Raw genomic sequence first — 24,286 nt, 5'->3', positions numbered from 1 at the left:
TGCGTAGTGGGGTGGAGGTGGGCCCCGCTGACGTGACGCGAAGTGACAACAACTCTCTGTGGTGGCGTTTCGGTAGGCCCGCGGGGGGCAGCGCGCCGCCGGGCCAGCGCCGCCGTGGACCGGCCGTGCCCGGCCGGGAGGGTGTCGGCCGGCCGGGGCCGCTGCTGGGAGTCGGGAAGCGGGGAGCGGCGAGCAGGCGATGGTCAGTCGGTGACGTGGCCGGCCATCGGCGGCAGCGGACAGTGCAGCAGACCACAGATCGTCCGCAGCAACTCGATCTCGGGCACGGTCATCATCCCGTCGTGGCTGATCACCGCGACGGTGGCCGCCACCAGCCGTTCCTTGTCGCCAGGCCGCAACCCGTCGAGCACCGGCCACACGGTCTCCAGAGCGAGCACGCCATTCTCCGGCGGCGCGTACGGCAGGTTGGTGCCCGGCAGCAGCGTGCCGACTCCGGTCTGGAAGGCGAGTTCCGCCTCGCCTGGGTGCGGGTGCCCGACCTGCGCGAGGATGGCCAGCAGGACGGCCGCCGCTGAGCGCGCATCGGTGAGTTTGCGCCGGTCGGTACGCCACCGGGAGTCCGGCCGCAGCGACTCCTCCAACTCGGCCAGCAGCAGCCGGGACAGGCAGTACTCGGTCACGTTGATCGCGCCGTCTGCCCGGATCAACGTGAACACGGCCGCCAGCAGTGACTCCAACTCGGGGCCGGGTCGATCGTGTAACGCCGGGAAGGCCAGCTCGGCCAGCGGCAACCGTAGCTCGGCGGGGAACCCGACCAGGTCGTCCGCCGCGCGCAGGCCATCGTCGGCCAGTTCCTGGCCGTGCCGCTGGGCCACCGCGGCGTACTGGTGCTGCCGGACCTCCGGCTCGGCGCTGAGCAGCAGGCCGAGCAGCAGCGGTACGGCCGCCTGCCGATCGCGGGCCCGGTCGAGCAGCGGATCCGGGATCCGGTCGAGGATCGTTGCGGCGTGGGCGTAGGCGCTGTCGGTCGGCGCTGCCACCCGGCCCAACACATCCTCCGGTGCGATGCGTACCCGCTCGTCCCGCCCCGCCCCGCCCGGGTGGCCTGCCGCGTCCGGACGGTCCGCCGGCGTCGTCGGGGCCAGGCCGAGGGCGATGTCCTCCTGCCGACCCGACGGCGGTGCCGCCGCCCACTGGCGCGACAGCCGTTGCAGCTCGGCCGGGTCGAACGACGGCTCCAATGCCTTGATCCGGTCGGCCAGCGGCGGGTGGGTGGCGAACCAGGACGTCCGGGCCGCCTCGCCGAAGAGCATGTGCCCCACCTCGTCGCGCTTCGACGACTTCAGCTCGGACCCGTCGGTGAGGCCCCCGATCTTCTTCAGCGCCCCGGCGATGCCGCGGGTCTGGCGGGTGTACTGCACCGCCGAGGCGTCGGCGAGGTACTCCCGCTGGCGGGACACCGACGCCTGGATGAGCCGCCCGGCGAGGACACCCACGTAGCCGGCCACCAGCAGCGCCAGGCCCACCAGCGCCAGCGGGGCGGCGCTGCCACCGCTGTTGTTGCCGCGTGACCGGCCGCCGCCGATGACACCGGCGCGGGCCAGCCCACGGCCGATCACGGTCAGGAAGAGGATGCCGAACAGCAGGCCCATCAGCCGGATGTTGAGCCGCATGTCGCCGTTGACGACGTGGCTGAACTCGTGGGCGATGACCCCCTGGAGCTCGTCGCGGTTGAGTCGCCGCAACGCGCCCCGGGTGACCGCCACGGCGGCGTCGGACGGCGTCCAGCCGGCGGCGAAGGCGTTGATCGCGGACTCCTCCGGCAGGACGTAGACCTCCGGGACGGGCACGCCGGAGGCCAGCGCCATCTCCTCGACGACGTTGCGCAGTCGGCGCAGCTCCGGGTCGGTGGTGTCCGCCGGCACCGGCACCCCGCCCAGCTCGCGGGCCACCTTCCCACCCCCGCCGCGCAACGCGACCGTACGGACCAGGGCGGCCAGCCCGATCGCCAGGACCGTGGCCACGGTGACCATCGCGACGAACCCGGCGAGCTGTCCGGGATCGGCGGAGGTGGCGTTGAACGCGAACACCGCCGCGAGGTTCACCACCACCACGATGCCGATCACGGCCAGCACGAACAGCAGTACCAGCCGGGTCGACAGCCGGCGTACCTGGCGCTGCCGTTCGAAGAAGTTCATCGGGGCCCGATCAGAACGAGACCTGCGGTGCCTGGCGCTGCTGCGGGTCGTCCGGCTCGAACAGTGCCGCCGGCCCGAAGGAGAACATCCCCGCCACCACGCTGGACGGGAACGCCTCGCGCTTGTTGTTGTAGGCCATCACCGCGTCGTTGTACGCCTGCCGGGCGAAGGCGACCCGGTTCTCGGTCGAGGTCAGCTCCTCGGACAGCTGCATCATGTTCTGGTTGGCCTTGAGGTCCGGGTACGCCTCGGAGAGGGCGAACAGCCGGCCCAGGGTGGCGGTGAGCATGTTCTCCGCGCCGCCGAGCTGCTGCATGGCGGCCGGGTCGCCGGGGCCGCCGCGGCGGCGGCCTGGGCGTTGACGGCGGCGGTCCGGGCGGCGATCACCGCCTCCAGCGTCTCCCGCTCGTGTTTGAGGTAGCCCTTGGCGGTCTCCACCAGGTTGGGGATGAGGTCATGTCGCCGGACGAGTTGCACGTCGATCTGGGCGAAGGCGTTGCGGTACGCGTTGCGGGCCCGGACCAGCCCGTTGTAGATCGAGACGCCGAAGCCGAGCACCGCCACGACGATCAACGCGAGACATGCCAATCCGATGATCAGTTCCACGGTCGCTCCCTCGGTGCGCGTCGGTCCTGTCGCCGATCATCGTACGTTCGTCGGCCCACACCCTGCTCCTGCCTGCTGTTGCGACGGTCCGGCCGGGGGCGCGGCGCGCTGGAGCCCGCCCGGCGGCGGGGATAGGGTTAGCCCGACCGACTCGATCAACTGACCCGGGGGCCTCCGTATGGGCGACTCGTTCGCGCATCTGCACGTGCACACGGAGTACTCGATGCTCGACGGGGCGGCCCGGCTCAAGGATCTGTTCGCCGAGGTCAAGCGGCAGGGGATGCCGGCCGTGGCGATGACCGACCACGGCAACATGCACGGCGCGAACGACTTCCACAAGCAGGCGATGGCCGCCGGGGTCACCCCGATCCTGGGCATCGAGGCGTACGTGGCGCCGGAGTCGCGGTTCCACAAGCAGCGGGTGCGGTGGGGCCGCCCGGAGCAGAAGAGCGACGACGTCTCCGGCAGCGGTGGCTACACCCACAAGACGATCTGGGCGCGTAACAAGACCGGCCTGCACAACCTCTTCACGCTCACCACGAAGGCGTACACCGAGGGCTACTTCGTGAAGTGGCCACGGATGGACGCCGAGCTGCTCGCCGCGCACGCCGACGGCCTGATGGCCACCACCGGCTGCCCCTCCGGCGAGGTGCAGACCCGGCTGCGGCTCGGCCACGACGCGCAGGCCCTCGAAGCCGCGGCGAAGTACCAGGACATCTTCGGCAAGGAGAACTACTTCCTGGAGTTGATGGACCACGGCCTGGACATCGAGAAGCGGGTCCGCGACGGGCTACTGGAGATCGGCCGCAAGCTCGGCATCCCGCCGGTCGTCACCAACGACTCGCACTACACCCACGAGGCGCAGTCCGAGGCGCACGACGTGCTGCTGTGCGTGCAGACCGGCAGCAACGTCGCCGACCCGAACCGGTTCAAGTTCGGCGGCAGCGGCTACTACATCAAGTCGGCCGACGAGATGCGCGGCGTGGACGGCTCCGACGCCTGGCTGGAGGGGTGCCGCAACACCCTGCTGGTCGCCGAGCGGGTCGACCCGACCGGGATGTTCGAGTTCCACAACCTGATGCCGCGGTTCCCGGTGCCGGCGGGGGAGACCGAGGAGTCCTGGTTCCGTAAGGAGACCTTCGCCGGGCTGGCGCGCCGCTACCCGGAGGGCGTCCCCGAGGGGCACGTCGTGCAGGCCGAGTACGAACTGGGTGTCATCATCCAGATGGGCTTCCCGTCGTACTTCCTCGTGGTGGCCGACTTCATCGGGTGGGCCAAGGCGCAGGGCATCGCCGTGGGTCCGGGCCGTGGCTCCGCGGCCGGATCCCTGGTCGCGTACGCCCTGGGGATCACCGACCTGGACCCGATCCCGCACGGGCTGATCTTCGAGCGGTTCCTCAACCCCGAGCGGGTCTCCATGCCGGACGTCGACATCGACTTCGACGAGCGCCGGCGCGGTGAGGTGATCAAGTACGTCACCGACAAGTGGGGCGAGGACAAGGTCGCGCAAATCGCCACCTTCGGCACGATCAAGGCGAAGGCCGCGATCAAGGACTCGGCCCGGGTACTCGGCTTCCCGTACGCGGTCGGCGACCGGATCACCAAGGCCATGCCGCCGGCCGTGATGGGCAAGGACATCCCGCTGACCGGCATCTTCGACGCGAAGCACCCGCGGTACGCCGAGGCCGGTGAGATCCGTGGCCTGTACGAGTCCGACCCGGACGTCAAGAAGGTCATCGACACCGCGCGCGGCATCGAGGGGCTGATCCGGCAGACCGGCGTGCACGCGGCCGGCGTCATCATGTCGGCCGAGCCGATCATCGAACACATCCCGCTGATGCGCCGGGACGCCGACGGGGCGATCATCACCCAGTTCGACTACCCGACGTGCGAGTCGCTCGGGCTGTTGAAGATGGACTTCCTCGGCCTGCGCAACCTGACCATCATCGACGACGCGCTGAAGAACATCGAGCTCAACCACGGCCGCAAGGTTGACCTGCTCAAGCTGCCGCTGGACGACAAGCCGACGTACGAGCTGCTGGCCCGGGGCGACACCCTCGGCGTGTTCCAGCTCGACGGCGGGCCGATGCGCTCGCTGCTGCGGCTGATGAAGCCGGACAACTTCGAGGACATCTCCGCCGTCCTGGCGTTGTACCGGCCCGGCCCGATGGGGGCCAACTCGCACACCAACTACGCGCTGCGCAAGAACGGCCTCCAGGAGATCACCCCGATCCACCCGGAACTGGCCGAGCCCCTGGAGGAGATCCTCGGCCCCACCCATGGCCTGATCGTCTACCAGGAGCAGGTGCAGCGCGCCGCGCAGAAGCTGGCCGGCTACAGCCTGGGCCAGGCCGACCTGCTGCGCCGGGCGATGGGCAAGAAGAAGAAGGAGGTCCTCGACAAGGAGTTCATCCCCTTCCGGGACGGGATGAGGAGCAACGGCTACTCCGACGAGGCCATCAAGACGCTGTGGGACATCCTCGTCCCGTTCGCCGACTACGCCTTCAACAAGGCGCACACCGCCGGCTACGGCCTGGTGTCCTACTGGACCGGCTACCTGAAGGCCAACTACCCGGCCGAGTACATGGCGGCGCTGCTCACCTCCGTCGGCGACGACAAGGACAAGATGGCCATGTACCTGTCGGAGTGCCGCCGGATGGGCATCCAGGTGCTGCCGCCCGACGTGAACACCTCGGCCGGGCCGTTCACCCCGGTCGGCAGGGAGATCCGCTTCGGCCTCGGCGCGATCCGCAACGTCGGCGCGAACGTGGTCGCCTCGATCATGCGCTGCCGCGAGGAGAAGGGCGGGTACGCCGACTTCTACGACTTCCTGGCCAAGGTGGATGCGGTGGTCTGCAACAAGAAGACCATCGAATCGCTGATCAAGGCGGGTGCGTTCGACTCGCTCAAACACCCCCGCAAGGCCCTGCTCGCGGTGCACGCCGACGCCATCGACGCGTACGCCGACGTCAAGCGCAAGGAGGCCGTCGGGCAGTACGACCTGTTCGGCGCCGGCTTCGGTGACGCCGAGACCGCGACCAGCACCACGGTGATGCCGACCATCGCCGAGGGGGAGTGGGACAAGCGCGACAAGCTGGCCTTCGAACGGGAGATGCTCGGCCTGTACGTCTCCGACCATCCGCTGTTCGGCCTGGAACACATCCTCGGCGCGGCGGCCGACACCACCATCGCGGCGCTGGCGGAGGAGGGCACCGTGCCCGACGGTGCCGTGGTCACCCTCGCCGGCATCCTCTCCGGGGTGCAGCGCCGGGTCACCAAGCAGGGCCGGGCGTGGGCCTCGGCGACCCTGGAGGACCTCGCCGGCGGGGTGGAGACGCTGTTCTTCCCGAACACCTACGAGGTGATCGGGCAGTACATCGCCGAGGACGCGATCGTGGTGGTCAAGGGTCGGGTCGACCGGCGGGACGACACCCCGCGGATCATGGCGATGGACATGTCCCTGCCGGACATCAGCACCAGCGCGGCGAACAAGCCGGTCACCCTCACCATCCCGGTGACCCGCTGCACCCCGCCGCTGGTGGCCCGGCTCAAGGAGACCCTGGTGCTGCACCCGGGCGACGCCGAGGTGCACGTCAAGCTGCTCAACGGCGGCCGGACCACCACCTGGCGGCTGCCCCCGGTCCGGGTGGCCGCCACCACCGCCCTGATGGCCGACCTGAAGAGCGTCCTCGGCCCCGCCAACGTCACCTGACCCGCGCGCCACCCCACCCCCACCCCCACCCCCACCCGCGCGCCGATCATGCAGTTGTGGTTGTTGTTACGCCCAGGTAAGTCCGCTTCGTTAGGTGCCACAACTGCATGATCGACGGGGCGGAGGGGGCGGAGGGGGCGGAGGGGGGTGGGTGGGGGCCAGAGTGGTGGGATTGGCGCTTAGGGGGCGCCGTTGGGACGGCTAGCGTCGGGTCGTGGAACTGGAACAGGCGCAGAAGCTGTGGCAACCGCAGCCGGGGTGGCTGAACACCGCCAGCTACGGGTTGCCGCCCGACCCGGGCTGGGACGCGCTGCAGGAGGCGCTGGCCGACTGGCGGGCGGGACAGGGGTCGTGGGAGACCTGGGGTGGGGCCACCGACCGGTGCCGGGCCGCCTTCGCCCGGCTCGTCGGGGTGCCGGTGGTCGACGTCGCGGTCGGCGGCACAGTCTCGCAACTGCTGGCGCCGGTGGCCGCCGCGCTGCCCGCCGGCGCCCGGATGGTCGTGCCCGAGGTCGAGTTCACCTCCAACCTCTTCCCCTGGCTGGTGCAGGAGGCCCGGGGAGTCCAGGTACGTACCGTGCCGCTGGCCGAACTGGCCGCCTCGGTCGACGCCGACACCGACCTGGTGGCGTTCAGCCTGGTGCAGTCCGCCGACGGCACGGTGGCCGCGTACGACGACATCGTCGCGGCGGCCCGGACCCACGGCGCGCTCGTCGCGGTCGACGCCACCCAGGCGTGCGGCTGGCTGCCGTTCGACGCGGGCCGCGCCGACGTGGTGGTGGCCGGCGGGTACAAGTGGCTGATGGGCCCTCGGGGCACCGCGTTCGCCTACCTCGCCCCCACGCTGCGGGACCGGCTGCGGCCGGACGCCGCCGGGTGGTACGCGGGCCACGACCCGCACGCCTCCTACTACGGCCCGCCGCTGCGGCTCGCCGAGGACGCCCGCAGGTTCGACATCTCACCGGCCTGGTTCAGCTGGGTGGGTGCCGCCCCGGCGCTGGAACTGCTGCTGGAGATCGGCGTGCCCGCGGTACGCGCGTACGACGTGGCGTTGGCCAACCGATTCCTCACCGGGCTGGGGCAGCCGCCCGGACACAGCGCGATCGTCACCGTCGAGGTGCCCGACGCGCAGGAGAAGCTCGAACGGGCCGGGATCCGCGCGGCGGTGCGGGCCGGCCGGGTACGGGCTTCCTTCCATCTCTATTCCACCACCGAGGACGTCGACCTGGCCCTCGACGCCCTGACCTCCTGACCGCGCCGCCCGGCCGCACCGGGGACGGCTCGCCGGTGCGGCCGGGCGGCGCTCCCATGACCGTCGATCTAGGGGTGATCGTCGTCGTTGGAGATCGACGGACAGCTCTTTCCATAGATCGACGGGGGAGGGGGCTACTTGCCGGTGACGATGCCCGGGTTGATGCACAGGCCCGGGGTGTTGCCGTGTTTGTCGGCGATCTCCAGGCAGCGGGTCACCTTGTCCACCGTGGCGTTGGTCTCGGTGATCTGCTTCTGGATCTCGGCGTTGAGGCGGTCCTGTTCGAGGTTGCGGGTCTGGGCGAGCTTGTCCTGGAACGCCTTGATGTTGCCCTCGGTCTTGTCGTCGTGGTTGACCCGGGTGATGGTGACCGACAGGATCTCGACGTCGTCGGCCAGCCGGCCCTCGGCGTTGGACTTGATGCTCGCCGCGAAGGGCTTGAGGTCGACGTTCAGGTTGCCGGTCTTCGAGTCGATGCGCTCCAGGGGGTTGTAGGTGGCGAAGGCGTCGTTCACCGCGCTGTCGAGCTGGACCCCGACCCGCTGCCCCCGGAAGCTCTCGAAGTCGCCCTTGTAGTCCATGAACTGCTTCGGGGCGTTCTCGGGCTGGACCTGCCACTCGACGAGCACCTCCACGCACGCGTCGGCCAGGGTGCCGGTACGCACCCGCACGCAGTGGTCGCTGCCGATGTGGTCGTACTTCTGCCGCCCGGCGTCCCACTCGCCGACCCGCTGCCACGGAGTGACCCATTTCAGGCCGGAGCCGGTGACCTCGCCGGTCGGCTTGCCGAAGCTGGTGACGATGCCGACCGAGCGGATCGGGACGGAGTGGGCGCTCGACACGGCGAGCAGACCCACCGCGACGAGCAGGGCGCTGACCGACACCAACGCGCTGGGGTGGCGTATGGTCCGCGCCGATCCGAAGCGGGCGATGGCGGCGGCGACCGCCGCGATGATCGCGGCGATGATCGCGAGGGTGAAACCGAGGGGCATGTGCTCGACACCTTTCCAAATGACGCGGTGTGGATCAAGCTAGCCGAGCATGGCAAGCCCACGCCGACGCCGGCGATGCGACCACAACCTCGTCCGCCCCGGGTCAGCTGACCCGGGGCGGACGAGGTGCTCCGAAATTGCGTCCAGGCGGTCTCTGCGCCTCGTGCACGAGGACCTTCCGGCGATGGGCGCCGTGCGACGCCGGTCCTACGACCGTTGGGTCGCCTGACGCGCGTCGTCGCGTACGTGCTGGGCCTGCTCGGTGCCCGTGTCGCGCACCACGGCGGCACCGCGCGAGGCGGTGGACTTGACCGCCTCCGACGCCTGCTGCACAGGTTCGCGTAGGTTGTCCTGGACCTGGTGCATCATGTCACCGGCCTTCTGGTTCACCTGGTCGGCGTGCTCCATGGCCTCGTGCTTGGCGCGCTCGGCGAGGTGCTGCTCCTTCCTGCTCGGTGGCAGGAGGCCGGAGGCGAGCATGCCCACCCCGAAGGCGATGACCCCGGCGGCGAGCGGGTTGCCTTCGGCCCGTTCCCGCGAGGCGTGGGTGAGCGACTGCCCACGGTGCCCGGCCGCCGACACGGCGTCCGAGGTCTGGTGCGCCGCATCGGTCACGGCGTTCGAGGTCTGGTGAGCCGCGTTCGTCACGGCGTCGGTTCCCTGATGCACGGTGTCCGAGACGCGGTTGCCGACGTCGTGGGCCTGGTACACCGCAGCGTCCCGGGTGTCCCTCGCGGTCCCCATCACCCTGTCGACGACGCGGCTGAGCCGGCCGCGGGCGCGGTTCACCGGGACGCTGGCGATTCGGCGCGGGTTCACCTTGTCGGTCAGCGCGTCAACGTCGTGGCTCAGCTCGGCTCGGGTGTGCTCGATGTCGTGCCGGATCTGTTCCGGATCGCTGGACATGTTGGCTCCCTTCGGCTCAGCGGCCCCTCACCGCGTCGGGTATCTCCTGCGCCGTCTGTCTGGTGCGCGGAAGGGGATTTATGGTGCGTAGCTGCTTGCGGGCCCGGGATGTGAGCATGGCGCCGATGACGGCCCAGATCACGGCGACGATGAGCGCGGCCCAGCCCTGGTCCATCACGTTGGACAGGCCCCACCAGAGGGCATGCGACAGGAACAGCAGGGTGAGCAGGCCGGCGATCGCGGCTGCGGCGAACATCCCCGCCGCGCTGCCGAAGCTGAGGGCCTCCTGGCGCAGCTCGGCCTTGGCCAGATCGACCTCTTTGCGCAACAGGGCGGAGAAGTTGCGGCTGACGTCGGTCAGCAGTTCACCGATGGATGCCTGCGCCCGGTCGGCACCACCGCCCGCGGGCGTACTCACGGCCCCACCTCGTGGCCGGTTGGACCGTGACGCACGGGCGCGGGCCGACCGGCGGGTGGCACCTGCGGTGCGGGTGGCGTTTGCGGTCCTTGCGGCGCGGTACCCGTGCTCGGACGGGTGTGCTCGGCGGTACCCTGTTGTGCGCCCTGCTGCTGGCCGTGGTCCTCCTGCCCGCCGGTGAGGGCGCGGCCGAGCCTTCCGGCGAGCAACCCGGCGATCGCGGCGCCGGCGAGGAACGCGCCGGGATGTCGCCGGGCGTAGTCGCGTACCTCCCGCACCAGGTCGCCGGGTTCCCGCTCGTCCAGCCAGCCAGCCGCCTGCTGGACGGCGTCGGCACCCCGCCGGGCGACCTCGGTCGCCATGCCGCTCTGGTCACTGCCGTCAGCCATGGTTCGAAGCTGCTCCCCGAGGGTGCGTAGGCTTTCAGCAGCGCGGTTCTGCTGCTCCTGAGCCTGGGTCCGCGCCTGCGTGGAAACCTCCCTGACCAGGTTCCGCGCCTGGTGGCGAATCTCCGCGGCCACCTGCCTGCCCTGCTCGACCGCCTCGTGGGCGAGCTGCCCACCCGCCTGCGCCGTTTCCCGGCCGACCTTTGTGGCCTCCTGCCGGACCTGGCCGACTCCGTCACCGCCCGACCTGTCAGGCGGGGAGCCGCTTCCCCCAACCGTTGTCATTCGATCTCCCTCTTCGGGCCCGCCGGCGACGAGCACCGGAGCGCTTACCCTCACGGTTCCGATGTACTCGTCAGCCGGCGGTTTGTCCGATGGGCGAAGAGGCGCAATCGTCCCCGACGCAGCGGGATCACGAAGACCGTGCTCAGGCACAGTGGCACTCCGAGCGAAGGCTCACCGGTCACCTCGCCCGACGGCGCAGGTATGCCATGAGGCCGAGGGCCGCTGCGGCGGCACCCGCGGCGGTGAGGATCGGCGCAGGCGTGGTGCGGACCGAGGCGCCGATGCGGGCCGTCGCGCCACGCGCCGACGCGATGACGGCTTTCCGGTCTCCGAGTACGGCCGAGCCGGCCGTACTCGCCGCGCGGCGAGCCGTCCGGGTCACGGCCGTGGCCCGTTGGGACGCCTTCTGGCTCATCTCGCGGCTCATCTGGGTCGCGGTGGTCCTCGCCGTCGCCCCAGCCTCGGTGACCTGCTGCCGTAGCCCGTCGGTGACGCCGTCGGCTTTCGTGCGGAGGCGACCCTTGACGTCGGACTTGGCGGCCAGCGCGGCGACGGTCTCCCCGAGATTCGCACGCGTCTGCTGGATGTCCTGACGAACCCGCTCCGGCTCGCCGTTGCCGTTCGCCACACTCATGACCGCCCCCGGTTCGCCGCGTTGCGGATCGTCTCGGCGTCGGCGCGCACGCTGTCCCGGGTGGCCGTCGGGGTGGCCGGCATGGCCTCTGTCACCTGCTTCTTGCCGCGCCGAGCCGCAACCGCGGCGGCAACGAGCAGGACGGCCCCGACGATGAGCGCGGCGAGGGCATCTGGCATGAACGCACCCAGGACCAGCACCGCGGCGATGACGAGCGCGCCGCCGGCATAGAGGCCCAGCATGGCGCCGCCGCCGAGCAACCCGGCACCGGACCCGGCACGTCTGCCCTTCGCCGCCATCTCCGCGCGGGCCAGTGTCAGCTCATCGCGCACTAGGCGGGTGATCTGTTCGCCGGCACGCTGCACCAACTCAGCGACCGGCGTGTCGGGGGTGGCGGCACCCGGGCCGCCACTCGTTCCGTCGGCCATGGCCGTTCCTATCTGTTCTCGGATGGGGACAGGACCCGGGACACCGCCGGTGACTTGACCGGCGACGAGGCTCCCGGGCCCACCGCTCAGCCTCGGTCGACTGTTGCTGGCACGCCGACCGGGGCCGGTGCGGGATTGCCGAAGCGCTCGTCGAGGGCGGCCGGGTTGGTGTCCTCGTCGAACCCGGTGGTTTCGCCCGGGAAGCCGTCACGGCGCCGACCGCGACGCCGCAGCGTCAGCGTGCCCGCCGCTCCGGCCAGCGTGCCCACCGCGAAAGCCAGAACCAGGGCCGGCCGCCTGTCCGGTGTTCTCCTGCGTGCCATGATCACTCCTTGGGTAAAAGCACCTCTAGTCCCGATTGTCCTACCCCCTTGAACGGCGTGCCCGGCTAATCGGTGCACGTACATGCGGGTTGAGCAGCGGAAACCGATCGGGGTGACGAGCACTGTGTGGAATACAATACGGATCGGTTCCGTATTGTATTCAGATGGCCTAGGCTAACTTCGAATACGAGTCCGTGCCGTATCGAAAGACTGCGGTGGCGAGCGAGGGGAGAGCGACCAGATGTCGCCACACGGAGACACCGGACATCCGAGGAGGTGGGCGATCCTCGGGGTGCTGGTGATCAGCCTGCTCGTGGTCGTCCTCGACAACACCATCCTCAACGTGGCGCTGCGTACCCTCGCCGACCCGGTGCACGGTCTCGGGGCCAGCCAGGGTGAGCTGGAGTGGTCGATCAACTCGTACACGCTGGTGTTCGCCGGGCTGCTTTTCACCTTCGGCATCCTCGGTGACCGCGCCGGGCGCCGGCGGATGTTGCTGATCGGTCTGGTGATGTTCGGGCTGGCGTCGCTGCTCTCGGCGTACGCGCAGAGCCCCGTCCAGCTGATCGCGGCCCGCGCACTGATGGGAGTCGGCGGTGCGGCCATCATGCCGGCCACCCTGTCGATCATCTCCAACGTCTTCGACCCGCGCGAGCGAGGCCGGGCCATCGGGATCTGGGCCGGTGCGGTCGGGCTGGCGGTGGCGATCGGGCCGGTCCTCGGCGGGCTGCTGCTGGAGCACTACTGGTGGGGCTCGGTCTTCCTGATCAACGTGCCGGTCGTCGCGCTCGGCGTGGTCCTGGTGGCGCTGCTGGTGCCCGAATCACGGGATCCGGACCCGGGCCGCGTCGACGTGTTCGGCGTACTGCTCTCGGTGGTCGGCCTGGTGACCCTGACCTACGGCATCATCGACGGCGGCGAGCACGGCTTCGGCCGACCGCTGGTCTGGGCCGCCATCCTCGGCGGTGTCGCGGTGCTCGCCTGGTTCATCGAGCACGAGCGTCGCAGCAGCCACCCGTCGCTGGACGTACGCCTGTTCCGGGTGCCGCGCTTCGCCGCCCCGGTGGCGATGATCGGGCTGGTCTTCTTCGCCGCCATGGGGGTGATGTTCTTCAGCTCGTTCTACCTGCAACTGGTGCGTGGTTACAGCCCGTTGCAGACCGGCCTGCTCTTCCTGCCCTTCGCGGTCGCCCAGCTCGCCTTCGCCCCGCGTAGCGCGGCGATGGTCCGCAGGTACGGCGCCCGGTCGGTCTCGGCGGTGGGGCTGGTGCTGACCGCGGCGGCGCTGAGCGCCTTCGCCTTCGTGGACGCCGCGACGCCCATCTGGGTGGTGCTGGTCGTCTTCTTCCTGCAGGGCGCGGGAATGGCCAACATCATGCCGCCGGCAACCGAATCGATCATGTCGGCGTTGCCCCGGGAGAAGGCCGGTGTCGGCTCCGCGGTCAGCAACACCATCCGCCAGGTGGCCGCCGCGCTCGGCGTGGCGGTGATCGGTTCGGTGCTGGCCGCCGGCTACCGGGGCGGGATCGACCCGGCGCTGGCCGACCTGCCGCCGGGGGCGCGGGAGGCGGCGGGCGAGTCCATCTCGGGCGCGTACGCCACGGCGGGCCAGCTCGGTCCGGCGGGTCCGCAGCTGGTCGCGGCGGCCAACGACTCCTTCGTCTCGGCCATGCACGTGTCGGCGACGTTGGCCGCGCTGGTCGCCGCCGCCGGCATCGTGGTGGCCCTGCGCTGGATGCCGGGCCGGTCCGGCACCGGGGTGCCGAAGCCGATCGGCGAGCCCGAGCTGGCCGGCGCCGCGTAGCGTCAGGGACGATGGGGACATGACTACCATGGCAGACACTCCGCGACCGCCCGGGCGGCCGCGGAGTGTCCGCGCGGACGAGGCGATCGTCGAGGCCACGCTGGATCTTCTCGCGGAGGGCAGCACGATCGAGGCGATCTCGATCGAGGCGATCGCCGCCCGCGCCGGCGTCGGCAAGGCCACGATCTACCGCCGCTGGTCGGGCAAGGACGCGCTGCTGCGCGACGCGCTGCGTACCCTCAAGGGCAAAGTGCCGCAGCCGGCCGGCCGGTCCGTCCGCGACGACCTGATCACGCTGGTCGGCGCGGTCGGGCGCGCCATCGACCCCCGGGCGGAACGGATCATGCCCTGCCTGGTGCCCGAGGCGAACCGGAGCCCCGAGCACTACGTGCTCTACCAGAACATCATCGAGCCGCGTCGGGCGATGATGCGGGAGGTCCTGCAACGCGGCGTCCGGGACGGTGAACTCCGCGCCGACCTCGACATCGACGTGACCATGGCGATGCTCACCGGCCCGATGCTCATCCAGCGGGTGTTGCGCTGGCACCCCGACCTCGACGTGACCACGCTCCCCGAGAAGATCGTCGACGGCGTCCTGGACGGCATCCGCGCCGGCTGACCGCCGCCGCGCGTCCCGCCGCCGCTCGGGCGGTTCAGCCGGAGGTGCGCAGGCGGTGCAGGCGCAGTGCCAACTGCACCTCCAGGGCCCGATCGGGGCGCTGCCAGTCGGCACCGAGCAACTGCCCGACCCGCTCCAGACGTTGGGTGACCGTGTTGACGTGCACGTGCAGCTGCTCGGCGGCGCGGGCCAGGCTGCCGCCCACCCCGAAATACGCCTCCAGGGTCCGCACCAGCGCGGTGCCCCGGCGGGCGTCGTAGTCGATCACGGGACCGACGGTGGCGGTCAGGAACCGGCTGACGTCGGCGTCACCACCGTCATCGACGGCGCCCAGCAACAGCCCGACGAAGCCCAGCTCGGCGGTGCTCGCCCCCTCGCCGGCCCGGCCCAACGCGCCGAGCGCGGTCAGGCAGCGGTCCGCCTCCCGGAAGGCGGCGGCCAGCGACGCCGGGCCGGCGGACGGGCCGCTCGCGCCGGCGGTCACCGGCCGGCCGGTGATCCGTGACAGGTCCCGGGCCACCACGCGGGCACTGCCCCCGCCGTCCTGCCCGGGCAGCATCAGCACCACCCGGCCGTCGCGCGCCGCGGCCAGTCCGCCCCGGGTCGAGGCATACGTGGTGGCCCAGGAGAGCACCCGCTGGCGGGCCGACCCGGTCGCCGCGATGGCGTCGTCGCCGACGGCCACCAGCACGTGCGGCGCGTCCAGGTCCACGCCGAGGCGGCGGGCCCGGCTGCGCAGCGCATCGGTGTCCCGCAGCGGCCGGGCGATCAGGTCGTCGAGCAACTCGCCCCGGACCCGGCTCTCCGCCTCGGCGACGGTACGCCGGAACAGCAGCAGCAACGCGGTGACCAGCGCGGCCCGCTCCAGGATCCGCTGGTCGGCGTCGGCGAGTTCCTCCTCCGGGCGCAACACCAGCGCGCCCAGGTTCTCCGCGCCGGCGACCACGGCGGCGTACCACATGGCGCCCCGGCGTACGCTGCGACCCTCGGTCCGGGACGCGGCCACCGCCTCGACGATGTCCGCCCGGTCCGGTTCGTCGATCTCGCCGACCCGGGCCAGCAGCCGCCCCTCGGCGTCCAGCGCCAGCAGTGCGCCACCGAGCACCTCGGTGACCGCCGACGCCACGTCCTCCACCCCGCCGCCGCGCAGCACCAGCGCGGTCATCCGGTCGTGCGCCGCCGCGGCGCGCTCCACCGAGCTGCTGTGCGCACGGATGGTGGTGTTGGCCGACGACAGTTCCTCCAGCGCCGAGCGGGTCTCGGTCAGCAGCCGCGCGGTGTCGATCGCCACCGCGGCGTGCGCGGCCAGCGAGAGCAGCAGCGCCACCTCCTCCCGGGCGAACGGCCGGGCCGACCGGTTCGCGGCGTAGAGCACGCCGATGCTGGTGGAGCCGAGCCGCAGCGGCACCCCGAGGATGGCCACCAGGCCCTCCTCGCCCACCCCGGCGTCGATCTCCCGGGTGTGGTGGAAGCGCTCGTCCTGCGGATAGTTCGCGGTGACGTACGGTGCGCCCGACTGGGCCACCAGACCGCCGAGCCCGGCGCCCATCGGCAGCCGCAGCCGCTGGAACCGGGCGGAGACCGAGCCGTCGGTCACCCGCATGTAGGTGTCGCCGCGCTCGGCGTCGTCGAGCGTCATGTAGGCGACGTCGGCGCCGAGCAGGTGGCGGGCCCGGTGCACGATCGCCCGCAGCACGTCGTCCAGGTCGCGCAGCCCCGCCAGGTCGCTCACCGTGTCGTACAGGCCGGAGAGTTCGCTCTCCCGGCGCCGACGGCGCTCCAGCAGCGCCCGGACCCGCAGCGCCACCGTCTTCGCCTGCTCCAGTTCGGCGATCCGGTCGGCGGGCAGCCCGGCCGACCGGGCGGCGACCAACGGTCCCTCGAACTCGACCGCGGCCGCCTCCCGGGCGAGCAGTTCCAGGAACTCCACCGGTGACGACATGACCGACATTGTGCGGGTGGCCACTAGTTCGCCGTCCAGCCCCCGTCGATTGCGATGGAGGCGCCGGTGATGAACGCCGCCGGTGCGGAGCAGAGGTAGGCCAGCAACTCCGCCACCTCCTCGGGCTCGATCAGGCGCTTGATCGCCGCCCGGGCCAGCATGATCTTCTCGATCACCTCGGTCTCCGGGATGCCGTGGCTGGCCGCCTGGTCGGCGATCTGGCCCTCCACCAGGGCGGTGCGCACGTACGCCGGGTTGATGCAGTTGGCGGTGACCCCGTGCGCCGCGCCCTCCATCGCCACCACCTTGGACAGCCCCTCCAGGGCGTGCTTGGCCGAGACGTACGCCGCCTTGTACGGCGAGGCGCGCAGCCCGTGCACCGAGGAGATGTTGACGATCCGGCCCCAGCCCCGCGCGTACATGTGCGGCAGGGCCCGTCGGACGACCAGGAACGGCGCCTCCACCATGACCCGCTGGATGTACTCGAAGCGTTCGACGGGAAAGTCCTGGATCGGGGCGACGTGCTGCAGGCCGGCGTTGTTGACCACGATGTCCACGTCCGCGTCGAGCCGGTCCACCGCCGCCGGGTCGGCCAGGTCCACCCCTCGGCCCGGCCGCCGGTCTCGGCGGCCACCAGCTTGGCCGCCTCCACGTTGCGGTCGACCACCAGCACGCTCGCGCCGGCCGCGGCCAGCCGCCGGGCGCAGGCCCGGCCGATGCCGCCGCCCCCGCCCGTCACGAGGGCGGTACGACCGGTGAGGTCGACGTTCACGACGTGGGGGACCGCCACTGGTTCTGCCGTCATGGCGCATGAAGTTACGAGCTGTGTGGCCGGGCGCACATGGCGTCGCGGCACATACTCACACCGCCGTGGGTGGGCACCGGCGACACCAAGGTCCGTTCGACGTGATCGGGTGGGAGCAGGCCCGCCCCGGCGGGCGTGTCCCGGAGCGCGGCGTGGCGACGGCCTCGGTAGGGTGTCGAACACACGTACTGCCCAGCGGCTGGGAGGAGGCGGCGTGCGGGTGCTCGGCGTCGACCCTGGACTGACCCGGTGCGGGGTCGGCGTGGTCGAAGGGGTGCCCGGGCGGCCCTGCGCGCTGGTCGCCTACTACGTCGTCCACACCGACCCGGCCGACGAGCTGCCCACCCGCCTGCTGCACCTGGACCGGTCGCTCGCCGAGCTGGTCACCGAGCACCGGCCGGACAGCGTCGCCGTCGAGCGGGTGTTCAGCCAGCACAACGTGCGTACGGTGATGGGCACCGCCCAGGCCAGCGGGATCGCGGTGCTGGCCGGGGCGCGCGCCGGGCTGCCGGTGCAGACGTACACCCCGAGCGAGGTCAAGGCGGCGGTGACCGGTTCCGGTCAGGCGGACAAGGCACAGATGACGGCGATGGTCACCCGGCTGCTGCGGCTGCCCGAGCCACCCCGGCCGGCCGACGCGGCCGATGCCCTCGCGCTGGCCATCTGTCACGTGTGGCGCGGCGGCACGCGGTCGAAGCTGGCCGCCGCCGCGGACCGGGTCAGACGAGGAGGAGCGAGATGATCGCCAGTGTCCGCGGCGTGGTGACGGCCGTCGGGCCGGACCACGCGGTGATCGAGGTCGGCGGGGTCGGCCTGGCGGTGCAGTGCGCTCCTGGCACGATCGCCGACCTGCGGGTCGGCCGGCCGGCCCGGCTGGCCACCAGCCTGGTCGTCCGGGAGGACTCACTCACCCTCTACGGCTTCGCCGACGACGACGCCAAGGCGCTGTTCGAGCTGCTACAGACCGCCAGCGGGGTCGGCCCGCGACTGGCCCAGGCGGTGCTCGCGGTGCACACTCCGGACACGGTCCGCAAGGCGATCGCCAACGCCGACACGGCGGCGCTGACCCGGGTCCCCGGCATCGGCAAGAAGGGTGCCGAACGCCTGGTGCTGGAGCTGCGCGACCGGATCGGGCCGGTCGCGGTCGGCGTCGACGGCGCGGCCGGCGTGACCGGTGGCGGCTGGCCCGAACAGGTCCGTCAGGCGCTGGTCGGGCTCGGCTGGACGGCGGGCCAGGCCGATCAGGCGGTCGCCGCGGTCGCCGAGAGCGTCGACGGTCCCACCCCGCCGGTGCCGGTGCTGTTGAAGCAGGCCATCCGGCTGCTGGGCCGCACCCGATGAGCGCGAGGAGTGAGCCGGGTTTGCGAGCCCCGCAGTCGCGAGTGAAGGACAGCTCGTGACCGAGTCCGACGGCGGACTGGTCTCCGCGTACGTCAGCGAGGCGGAACTGGACGCGGAGGTCAGCGTCCGGCCGAAGCGGCTGGGTGAGTTCATCGCCCAGCACCGCGTCCGGGACCAGCTCGACCTGCTGTTGCAGGGCGCGATGCGGCGCGGCTCCCCGCCCGACCACATCCTGCTGTCGGGGCCGCCCGGCCTGGGCAAGACCACCCTGGCCAACATCGTCGCCGCGGAGCTGGGCACCGGTATCCGGGTGACCAGTGGGCCGGCCATCGAACGCTCCGGCGACCTGGCGGCGATCCTGACCAGCCTCGCCGAGGGCGACGTGCTCTTCATCGACGAGATCCACCGGATCGCCAGGCCGGCGGAGGAGCTGCTCTACAGCGCGATGGAGGACTTCCGGGTCGACGTGGTGGTCGGCAAGGGGCCGGGCGCCACCGCCATCCCGCTGGACGTCGAACCATTCACGCTGGTCGGCGCGACCACCCGGGCCGGCCTGCTCACCGGGCCGATGCGGGACCGGTTCGGTTTCGTGGCCCACCTCGACTTCTACGCGCCGGGTGACCTGGAGACGCTGCTGCACCGCTCGGCGCGCATCCTCGGGGTGCCGATCACCGACGACGGGGCGACGGAGATCGCCGGTCGCTCCCGGGGCACGCCGCGGATCGCCAACCGGCTGCTGCGCCGGGTCCGGGACTTCGCCGAGGTGCGCGTCGACGGTGTGGTCACCGTCGAGACCGCCCGCGCGGCCCTGACCGTCTACGACGTGGACGCGCTCGGGCTGGATCGGCTCGACCGGGCGGTGCTGACCGCCCTGGTCGACTCGTTCCGGGGCGGCCCGGTCGGCCTGTCCACCCTGGCGGTGGCGGTGGGGGAGCAGCCGGACACGGTGGAGGAGGTCTGCGAGCCGTTCCTGGTGCGGGCCGGCCTGCTGGCTCGTACGCCCAGGGGGCGGGTGGCCACCGAGGCGGCTTGGCACCACCTGGGGCGTACGGCCCCGAATGGTACATTTGCGGCCGGAGTCCCCTCGGCGCCCGATCTGTTCTCGGCGGACACCGGCGAGCCGTGATCTGTTCGTGATCTGTGCCGCGTTCGGCGTTCCCAGGCAGAGCGACTAGACTCGCCGCGGTCTGTACAGGATGTGAAAATCCGCCTCCGCTCCGGTGCCCACGCGCCGGGTCGGCGGCCAATGGGAAGGTCGACAACCGTGCACTACGCAGCAGAAGGCGTCGGAGCGGGCGGCTTCACGCCGATCCTCATGATCGCCCTGCTCTTCGGCGTCATGTACTTCATGATGATCCGTCCGCAGCAGAAGCGCCGCCGCGAGGCCGAGGCGATGCAGTCCGCCCTCTCCCCGGGCGACGAGGTGGTCACCATCGGCGGGCTCTACGGCACGGTCACCGGCGTCGAGGACGACAGCGTCCTGCTCGAGGTCGCTCCCGGAGTGCAGACCCGCTACGCCCGTCCGGCGATCGCCCGGGTGGTGACCAGGGCGGAGCTTCCCTCCGAGGCCACGGCCGAGGAGACCGACGCCGTCAAGGACTGAGCACCCCGCCCACCCGGTCAGCCGGCCCCCACCGGCCGCCCGGACGCCGAGCTACCCGCACGCGTCCCCGAGCAGGTAGCCCGCCCTCGACGCGGAGTGAGAAAACTGGATAGCAGGCCGACGCCGGGCGTCGGTGCGCCGGTCAGCCCGGTCCACGCGCCCGCGTCGGCCACCCGAGGCGGCGGCGCCAGCCCGGGCGCCGTCGGAAGGCAGATCGTCGGCCGGGGAACCGGCCGACCGCCGCCGCGTCCGCGGCGGCGTGACCACAGGGAGACAGGACAGCCGTGGCACCACCTCAGGGACAGATGCGCCCGGGACGGCAGTTGGCCGTACTCGGCGGCATCTTCGTCGTCCTCTATCTTTTGGTGTTCTTCTCGGGCGGTGCCAGCGGTGGCTGGAAGGACCGGCTCGAACCTCGCCTCGGTCTCGACCTGGTCGGCGGCACACGGCTCACACTGGAGGCGACCAACACCCTCGACGGCCGGGCCCCGACGGCGGAGAATCTCGAGCGCGCCCGCCAGATCATCGAGAGCCGGGTCAACGCGTACGGCGTCGCCGAGGCCGAGGTGGTCACCGAGGGCGACCGCAACATCGTCATCTCCCTGCCCGGCGAGAACCGCGACCTCAACGAGGTCGGCAGCGCCGCCGAGTTGCGCTTCCGCAAGGTGCTGAAGATCGCCGACGGCAGCGGGGCGATCCCGGCGCCGGCGCCCACCGAGAGCGCCGAGGCGACCCCGTCCGGCACCCCGAGCCCGTCCGGCTCCGCGAGCCCCACGCCCGACGCCGAGGCCAGCGCGTCGCCGTCGGCGGGTGGCCAGGGTGGCGGGGCGCCGACGCCCACCCCGTCCGAGACTCCCGCCGCCACCCCGCCGCCGGCCGCGAGCGAGGAGCCGGTCCCGCAGAGCGTGGAGGAGCAGCGCCGGGCCGTCGAGCAGAAGGTCGGCGCGGAGGCGTGGGCCGCCGCGAGCGCGTTGCAGGCTCCGGCCGACCTGAGCGCCGACCCGTCGCTGGCCGACAAGCTCAAGCCGTTCGCCGAGCTCAGCGGGCGCGAGGTGGCGGTGCTGCCGGCGCAGATGCAGTTCAACGTGCCGACGATCGGTTGCGCCCAGCTGGACGACCGGCCGCCGGCGTCCATCTCCGACCCGGAGCAGCAGGTCGTCGCCTGTGAGGGCGGCTACGCGAAGAACCTGCTGGACGTGGCCAAGGTGCTCGGCACCGACGTCTCCGACGCCAACGCGGTGCGCGACCAGACCAGCCAGTGGGTGGTCAGCCTGAACTTCACCGGTTCCGGCCAGGAGAAGTGGACCGGGCTGACCCGCGAGGCGTTCAACAACGAGGGTCAGGCGTGCGACGCCTCGGCGCTCGGCGACGAGGGCAAGTGCCGGGTCGCCGTGGTGCTGGACAACGAGATCATCTCGTCGCCGCAGATCCAGGGCGTACTCACCGGCAACTCCCAGATCACCGGCAACTTCACCAACGCCGAGGCCAGCGAGCTGGCCGGATATCTCAGCTACGGCGCCCTGCCGGTCACCTTCGAGGCGCAGGAGCAGCAGAACGTCACCGCCACCCTGGGCGCCAGCCACCTGCGGGCCGGCCTGCTCGCGGCCGGCATCGGCATGCTGCTGGTCATCATCTACTCGTTCTTCTACTACCGCCTGCTCGGCTCGGTGATCTTCCTGAGTCTGATCCTGTCGGCCCTGCTGCTCTTCGGCGCCATGGTGGTGCTCGGCCGCCAGATCGGCTTCACGCTCACCCTCGCCGGCATCGCCGGCATCATCGTCTCGCTCGGTGTGGCGGCGGACTCGTTCGTCATCTACTTCGAACGACTCAAGGACGAGATCCGGGAGGGGCGCACGCCGCGTAGTGCGGTGCCCCGGGCCTGGGTCCGGGCGCGCCGGACGATCATCTCGGCGAACGCCATCACGATCATGTCGGCCGTGGTGCTCTACATCGTCTCGGTCGGCACGGTCAAGGGCTTCGCCTTCGCCCTCGGTCTGGCCACGGTGCTCGACCTGCTCGTGGTCTTCCTGTTCCGGCATCCGATCATGACGATGTTCGCCCGAACCAGGGCGTTCCTGTCCCCGCGGGTCAGCGGTCTCGGCCGGGCGCTACCGGCCCGGTCGGAGCAGGCCCCGCCCCGCAACCAGCGTGTCAAGGAGGCCTGAGATGGCTGAGACTGGTCTGGCAGCCCGCCTCTACCGAGGCGAGGCGGGCCTCAACATCGTCGGCCGGCGCAAGGTGTGGTTCACGGTCGCCGCCCTGCTGGTGCTGATCGCGCTCGGCAGTGTCATCTTCCGCGGCTTCAGCCTGGGCATCGAGTTCGCCGGCGGCAACTCGTTCCAGGTGCCGACCAGTGTCGGCACCATGGAGCGGGCGGAAACCGGTGCGGCCGAGGCGCTGACCAGCGCGGGCGACGGGGCGCGGGTGGTCACCGCCCAGCAGGTCGGCGGCGGTGGCGGCGGCGAGTTCTACGAGCTGCGCACCACGCAGCTCGACGCCGAACAGGCCGAAGCCGTCCGGGTCGAGATGGGCCGGATCTTCAACGTCGACCCGGCGGAGATCGCCAGCAACCGGGTCAGCGAGGCGTGGGGCAGCCAGGTGACCAACCGGGCCCTGCTCGGTCTGGTGATCTTCCTCGCGCTGGTGACGGTCTACCTGGTCCTGCGGTTCGAGTGGCAGATGGCCGCCGCGGCCATCTTCGCCCTGGTGATGAACCTGGTCCTCACCTCCGGCATCTACTCGATCGTCGGGTTCGAGGTGACCCCGTCGACGATCATCGGCCTGCTCACCATCCTGGGCTTCGCCCTCTACGACGTGGTGGTGGTCTTCGACAAGGTCCAGGAGAACACCAGGGGGATCACCGCGAACAACAACCAGACGTACGGCGAGGCGGCCAACCTGGCCGTCAACCAGAGCCTGATGCGGTCGATCAACACCTCGGTGGTCGCCCTGCTGCCGGTCGGCGGCATCCTGTTCATCGGTGCCGGGCTGCTCGGCGCCGGCACCCTGAAGGACCTCGGCCTGGTGCTGTTCGTCGGTATGGCGATGGCCTTCCTCACCTCGATCACGTTGGCCACCCCGCTGCTGGCCGTGCTGAAGAACCGCGACCCGCGGATCCAGGCGCACAACAAGCGGGTGCAGACCCGCAGGGCCACGGTCACCCGGGGCGAGACCCCGGCCCGGCCGGGCGCGCCCCGCCCGGCCGAACGGGCGGAGGAGCCGGTGGCCGCGGAGGCAGGCGCCCTGGCCGCGGCGGCGGCACCGAAGGTGGGCGCCCGGCCGGCGGGCAAGCGCGCCGCCGGAGGCCGGGGCGGGCGTCCCGGCGGTGGCAGCCGTCCGGGCGGCGGAAAGCGGCGTTGAGGGCACCGGGGACCACCCGGTAGAAACGGAACCGATGGCGTCCTGAATGCTGTGCGAGCAGCGAGCAGGACGCCATCGTCGTCGTGTGGAAGGGAAGCGGAACTGCCGTGACGGAGACCCACAGCACCGCGGTACGCGGAGACAGCGGCCCGGCGGCGGCCCACCTGGTGGCCAGCCGGGTGCTCGACGTGCCCGACTTCCCCAAGCCCGGCGTCATGTTCAAGGACCTGATGCCGCTGTTCGCCGACGGTGACGCCTTCCGGGAGGTGATCGACGGGATCGTCGCCCACCACGGACGGGAGTCCTTCGACACCGTCGTCGGCATCGAGGCGCGGGGCTTCGTGGTCGCCGCGGCCATCGCGTACGCGACTGGCGTCGGCGTGGTGCCGGTGCGCAAGGCCGGCAAGCTGCCCCGGCCCGCCTACGCCGCCTCCTATCAGCTGGAGTACGGCGAGGCCACGCTGGAGGTGCACCAGGACGCCTTCACCGCCGGCCACCGGGTGCTGGTGGTCGACGACGTGCTCGCCACGGGGGGCACCGCCGCGGCGACGCTGGACCTGGTGGAGCGGGCCGGCGGCACCGTGGCGGGCTTCACCGTGCTGCTGGAGCTCTCGTTCCTCGGCGGCCGGGACCGGCTGGCGCCGCGCCCCGTGCATGCCCTGTTGACCGTTTGAGGCGCCACCGCCCCCGGCGGGACGTGGCACGGTCCGT

The 24,286-nt window shown here is 71.6% G+C and carries 22 protein-coding genes and 1 pseudogene; 11 read left to right on the top strand and 12 right to left on the bottom strand.

Annotated elements, in window-relative coordinates; genetic code table 11:
- Positions 1-203: 203 nt before the first annotated feature.
- Genes KIF24_RS19155 through KIF24_RS34050 form a run of 3 tightly spaced genes read right to left on the bottom strand, consistent with a single transcriptional unit; the run spans position 204 to position 2,765 of the window.
- Positions 204-2,159, bottom strand: a complete 1,956-nt coding sequence (locus KIF24_RS19155) for a M48 family metallopeptidase (protein ID WP_221085220.1) — start codon at positions 2,157-2,159, stop codon at positions 204-206.
- A 10-nt stretch (positions 2,160-2,169) separates the two neighbouring features.
- Positions 2,170-2,448: a LemA family protein gene (locus tag KIF24_RS34055; protein ID WP_269440627.1), complete on the bottom strand. Its 279-nt coding sequence runs from the start codon at positions 2,446-2,448 to the stop codon at positions 2,170-2,172.
- The gene (locus tag KIF24_RS34050) at positions 2,373-2,765 is read right to left on the bottom strand and encodes a LemA family protein (RefSeq protein WP_331461195.1); all 393 of its coding nucleotides are present in this window, start codon (positions 2,763-2,765) and stop codon (positions 2,373-2,375) included. Before KIF24_RS34050 ends, KIF24_RS34055 begins: the two co-directional genes overlap by 76 nt.
- A 178-nt stretch (positions 2,766-2,943) precedes the next feature.
- Here KIF24_RS34050 and dnaE point away from each other — a divergent pair, with 178 nt between their 5' ends.
- A complete protein-coding gene (gene dnaE / locus KIF24_RS19145; protein ID WP_221085219.1) occupies positions 2,944-6,477 on the top strand; it encodes a DNA polymerase III subunit alpha in 3,534 nt (1,177 codons plus the stop codon).
- A gap of 214 nt (positions 6,478-6,691) precedes the next feature.
- Positions 6,692-7,729: an aminotransferase class V-fold PLP-dependent enzyme gene (locus tag KIF24_RS19140; RefSeq protein ID WP_221085218.1), complete on the top strand. Its 1,038-nt coding sequence runs from the start codon at positions 6,692-6,694 to the stop codon at positions 7,727-7,729.
- 134 nt (positions 7,730-7,863) lie between these two features.
- Here the strand turns inward: KIF24_RS19140 and KIF24_RS19135 are convergent, their stop codons facing one another.
- The 7 genes from KIF24_RS19135 to KIF24_RS19105 form a co-directional block, all read right to left on the bottom strand.
- Entirely contained in the window at positions 7,864-8,721 is an 858-nt protein-coding gene (locus KIF24_RS19135; RefSeq protein ID WP_221085217.1) for an SPFH domain-containing protein, read from the bottom strand.
- Positions 8,722-8,928: 207 nt separating this feature from the next.
- Positions 8,929-9,627, bottom strand: coding sequence for a DUF3618 domain-containing protein (locus KIF24_RS19130; protein ID WP_221085216.1), 699 nt, complete (start codon positions 9,625-9,627; stop codon positions 8,929-8,931).
- Positions 9,628-9,643: 16 nt separating this feature from the next.
- Complete coding sequence (locus KIF24_RS19125) at positions 9,644-10,045, bottom strand: phage holin family protein (RefSeq protein ID WP_221085215.1); 402 nt, start codon at positions 10,043-10,045, stop codon at positions 9,644-9,646.
- On the bottom strand, positions 10,042-10,716 hold the full coding sequence (locus KIF24_RS19120) for a hypothetical protein (RefSeq protein WP_221085214.1): 675 nt from the start codon (positions 10,714-10,716) through the stop codon (positions 10,042-10,044). Before KIF24_RS19120 ends, KIF24_RS19125 begins: the two co-directional genes overlap by 4 nt.
- 178 nt (positions 10,717-10,894) lie before the next feature.
- Positions 10,895-11,350 carry a DUF3618 domain-containing protein gene (locus KIF24_RS19115; RefSeq protein WP_221085213.1) on the bottom strand — a complete coding sequence of 152 codons (456 nt, stop codon included), beginning with the start codon at positions 11,348-11,350 and terminating at the stop codon, positions 10,895-10,897.
- The gene (locus tag KIF24_RS19110; RefSeq protein ID WP_221085212.1) at positions 11,347-11,778 is read right to left on the bottom strand and encodes a phage holin family protein; all 432 of its coding nucleotides are present in this window, start codon (positions 11,776-11,778) and stop codon (positions 11,347-11,349) included. Before KIF24_RS19110 ends, KIF24_RS19115 begins: the two co-directional genes overlap by 4 nt.
- A gap of 86 nt (positions 11,779-11,864) precedes the next feature.
- Positions 11,865-12,101 (bottom strand): hypothetical protein, encoded by a 237-nt coding sequence (locus KIF24_RS19105; RefSeq protein WP_221085211.1) that lies wholly within the window; start codon positions 12,099-12,101, stop codon positions 11,865-11,867.
- A gap of 241 nt (positions 12,102-12,342) precedes the next feature.
- Here KIF24_RS19105 and KIF24_RS19100 point away from each other — a divergent pair, with 241 nt between their 5' ends.
- The gene (locus tag KIF24_RS19100; RefSeq protein WP_221085210.1) at positions 12,343-13,905 is read left to right on the top strand and encodes an MFS transporter; all 1,563 of its coding nucleotides are present in this window, start codon (positions 12,343-12,345) and stop codon (positions 13,903-13,905) included.
- 19 nt (positions 13,906-13,924) lie between these two features.
- Positions 13,925-14,524: a TetR/AcrR family transcriptional regulator gene (locus KIF24_RS19095; RefSeq protein ID WP_221085209.1), complete on the top strand. Its 600-nt coding sequence runs from the start codon at positions 13,925-13,927 to the stop codon at positions 14,522-14,524.
- 34 nt (positions 14,525-14,558) lie between these two features.
- Here the strand turns inward: KIF24_RS19095 and KIF24_RS19090 are convergent, their stop codons facing one another.
- Positions 14,559-16,475, bottom strand: coding sequence for a helix-turn-helix domain-containing protein (locus KIF24_RS19090; RefSeq protein WP_221087439.1), 1,917 nt, complete (start codon positions 16,473-16,475; stop codon positions 14,559-14,561).
- Positions 16,476-16,489: 14 nt separating this feature from the next.
- Positions 16,490-17,271 (bottom strand): annotated as a pseudogene (locus KIF24_RS19085) (3-hydroxybutyrate dehydrogenase).
- Positions 17,272-17,485: 214 nt separating this feature from the next.
- On the opposite strand from KIF24_RS19085, the gene ruvC reads away from it, so the two are divergent.
- The 7 genes from ruvC to KIF24_RS19050 all read left to right on the top strand — a co-directional run bounded on the left by ruvC (position 17,486) and on the right by KIF24_RS19050 (position 24,249).
- The gene (gene ruvC, locus KIF24_RS19080; protein WP_221085208.1) at positions 17,486-18,013 is read left to right on the top strand and encodes a crossover junction endodeoxyribonuclease RuvC; all 528 of its coding nucleotides are present in this window, start codon (positions 17,486-17,488) and stop codon (positions 18,011-18,013) included.
- Positions 18,010-18,612 carry a Holliday junction branch migration protein RuvA gene (gene ruvA / locus KIF24_RS19075; RefSeq protein ID WP_221085207.1) on the top strand — a complete coding sequence of 201 codons (603 nt, stop codon included), beginning with the start codon at positions 18,010-18,012 and terminating at the stop codon, positions 18,610-18,612. Before ruvC ends, ruvA begins: the two co-directional genes overlap by 4 nt.
- A 55-nt stretch (positions 18,613-18,667) precedes the next feature.
- Entirely contained in the window at positions 18,668-19,738 is a 1,071-nt protein-coding gene (gene ruvB, locus KIF24_RS19070) for a Holliday junction branch migration DNA helicase RuvB (RefSeq protein ID WP_221085206.1), read from the top strand.
- Positions 19,739-19,876: 138 nt separating this feature from the next.
- Complete coding sequence (gene yajC / locus KIF24_RS19065; protein WP_221085205.1) at positions 19,877-20,215, top strand: preprotein translocase subunit YajC; 339 nt, start codon at positions 19,877-19,879, stop codon at positions 20,213-20,215.
- Between the two features lie 284 nt (positions 20,216-20,499).
- Entirely contained in the window at positions 20,500-22,380 is a 1,881-nt protein-coding gene (secD, locus tag KIF24_RS19060) for a protein translocase subunit SecD (RefSeq protein ID WP_221085204.1), read from the top strand.
- A gap of 1 nt (position 22,381) precedes the next feature.
- Entirely contained in the window at positions 22,382-23,575 is a 1,194-nt protein-coding gene (gene secF, locus KIF24_RS19055; protein WP_221085203.1) for a protein translocase subunit SecF, read from the top strand.
- A gap of 107 nt (positions 23,576-23,682) precedes the next feature.
- Complete coding sequence (locus KIF24_RS19050; RefSeq protein WP_221085202.1) at positions 23,683-24,249, top strand: adenine phosphoribosyltransferase; 567 nt, start codon at positions 23,683-23,685, stop codon at positions 24,247-24,249.
- The last annotated feature ends 37 nt before the right edge of the window (positions 24,250-24,286 follow it).

It is taken from the genome of Micromonospora tarapacensis (genome assembly GCF_019697375.1).
GTDB lineage: Bacteria > Actinomycetota > Actinomycetes > Mycobacteriales > Micromonosporaceae > Micromonospora > Micromonospora tarapacensis.
Note: the sequence above shows the minus strand (reverse complement) of the source record. Positions and strands in the feature narration are given on the sequence as shown.

Bases quoted from the DNA above. Each gene is read 5' to 3' on its own strand.
- dnaE (WP_221085219.1), top strand. From the start codon at position 2,944: ATGGGCGACTCGTTCGCGCATCTGCACGTGCACACGGAGTACTCGATG.
- KIF24_RS19135 (WP_221085217.1), bottom strand. From the start codon at position 8,721: ATGCCCCTCGGTTTCACCCTCGCGATCATCGCCGCGATCATCGCGGCG.
- KIF24_RS19115 (WP_221085213.1), bottom strand. From the start codon at position 11,350: ATGAGTGTGGCGAACGGCAACGGCGAGCCGGAGCGGGTTCGTCAGGAC.
- KIF24_RS34055 (WP_269440627.1), bottom strand. From the start codon at position 2,448: ATGCTCACCGCCACCCTGGGCCGGCTGTTCGCCCTCTCCGAGGCGTAC.
- KIF24_RS19120 (WP_221085214.1), bottom strand. From the start codon at position 10,716: ATGACAACGGTTGGGGGAAGCGGCTCCCCGCCTGACAGGTCGGGCGGT.
- ruvA (WP_221085207.1), top strand. From the start codon at position 18,010: ATGATCGCCAGTGTCCGCGGCGTGGTGACGGCCGTCGGGCCGGACCAC.
- KIF24_RS19095 (WP_221085209.1), top strand. From the start codon at position 13,925: ATGACTACCATGGCAGACACTCCGCGACCGCCCGGGCGGCCGCGGAGT.
- secF (WP_221085203.1), top strand. From the start codon at position 22,382: ATGGCTGAGACTGGTCTGGCAGCCCGCCTCTACCGAGGCGAGGCGGGC.
- KIF24_RS19105 (WP_221085211.1), bottom strand. From the start codon at position 12,101: ATGGCACGCAGGAGAACACCGGACAGGCGGCCGGCCCTGGTTCTGGCT.
- KIF24_RS19090 (WP_221087439.1), bottom strand. From the start codon at position 16,475: ATGTCGGTCATGTCGTCACCGGTGGAGTTCCTGGAACTGCTCGCCCGG.
- KIF24_RS19110 (WP_221085212.1), bottom strand. From the start codon at position 11,778: ATGGCCGACGGAACGAGTGGCGGCCCGGGTGCCGCCACCCCCGACACG.
- KIF24_RS19155 (WP_221085220.1), bottom strand. From the start codon at position 2,159: ATGAACTTCTTCGAACGGCAGCGCCAGGTACGCCGGCTGTCGACCCGG.
- KIF24_RS19100 (WP_221085210.1), top strand. From the start codon at position 12,343: ATGTCGCCACACGGAGACACCGGACATCCGAGGAGGTGGGCGATCCTC.
- KIF24_RS19130 (WP_221085216.1), bottom strand. From the start codon at position 9,627: ATGTCCAGCGATCCGGAACAGATCCGGCACGACATCGAGCACACCCGA.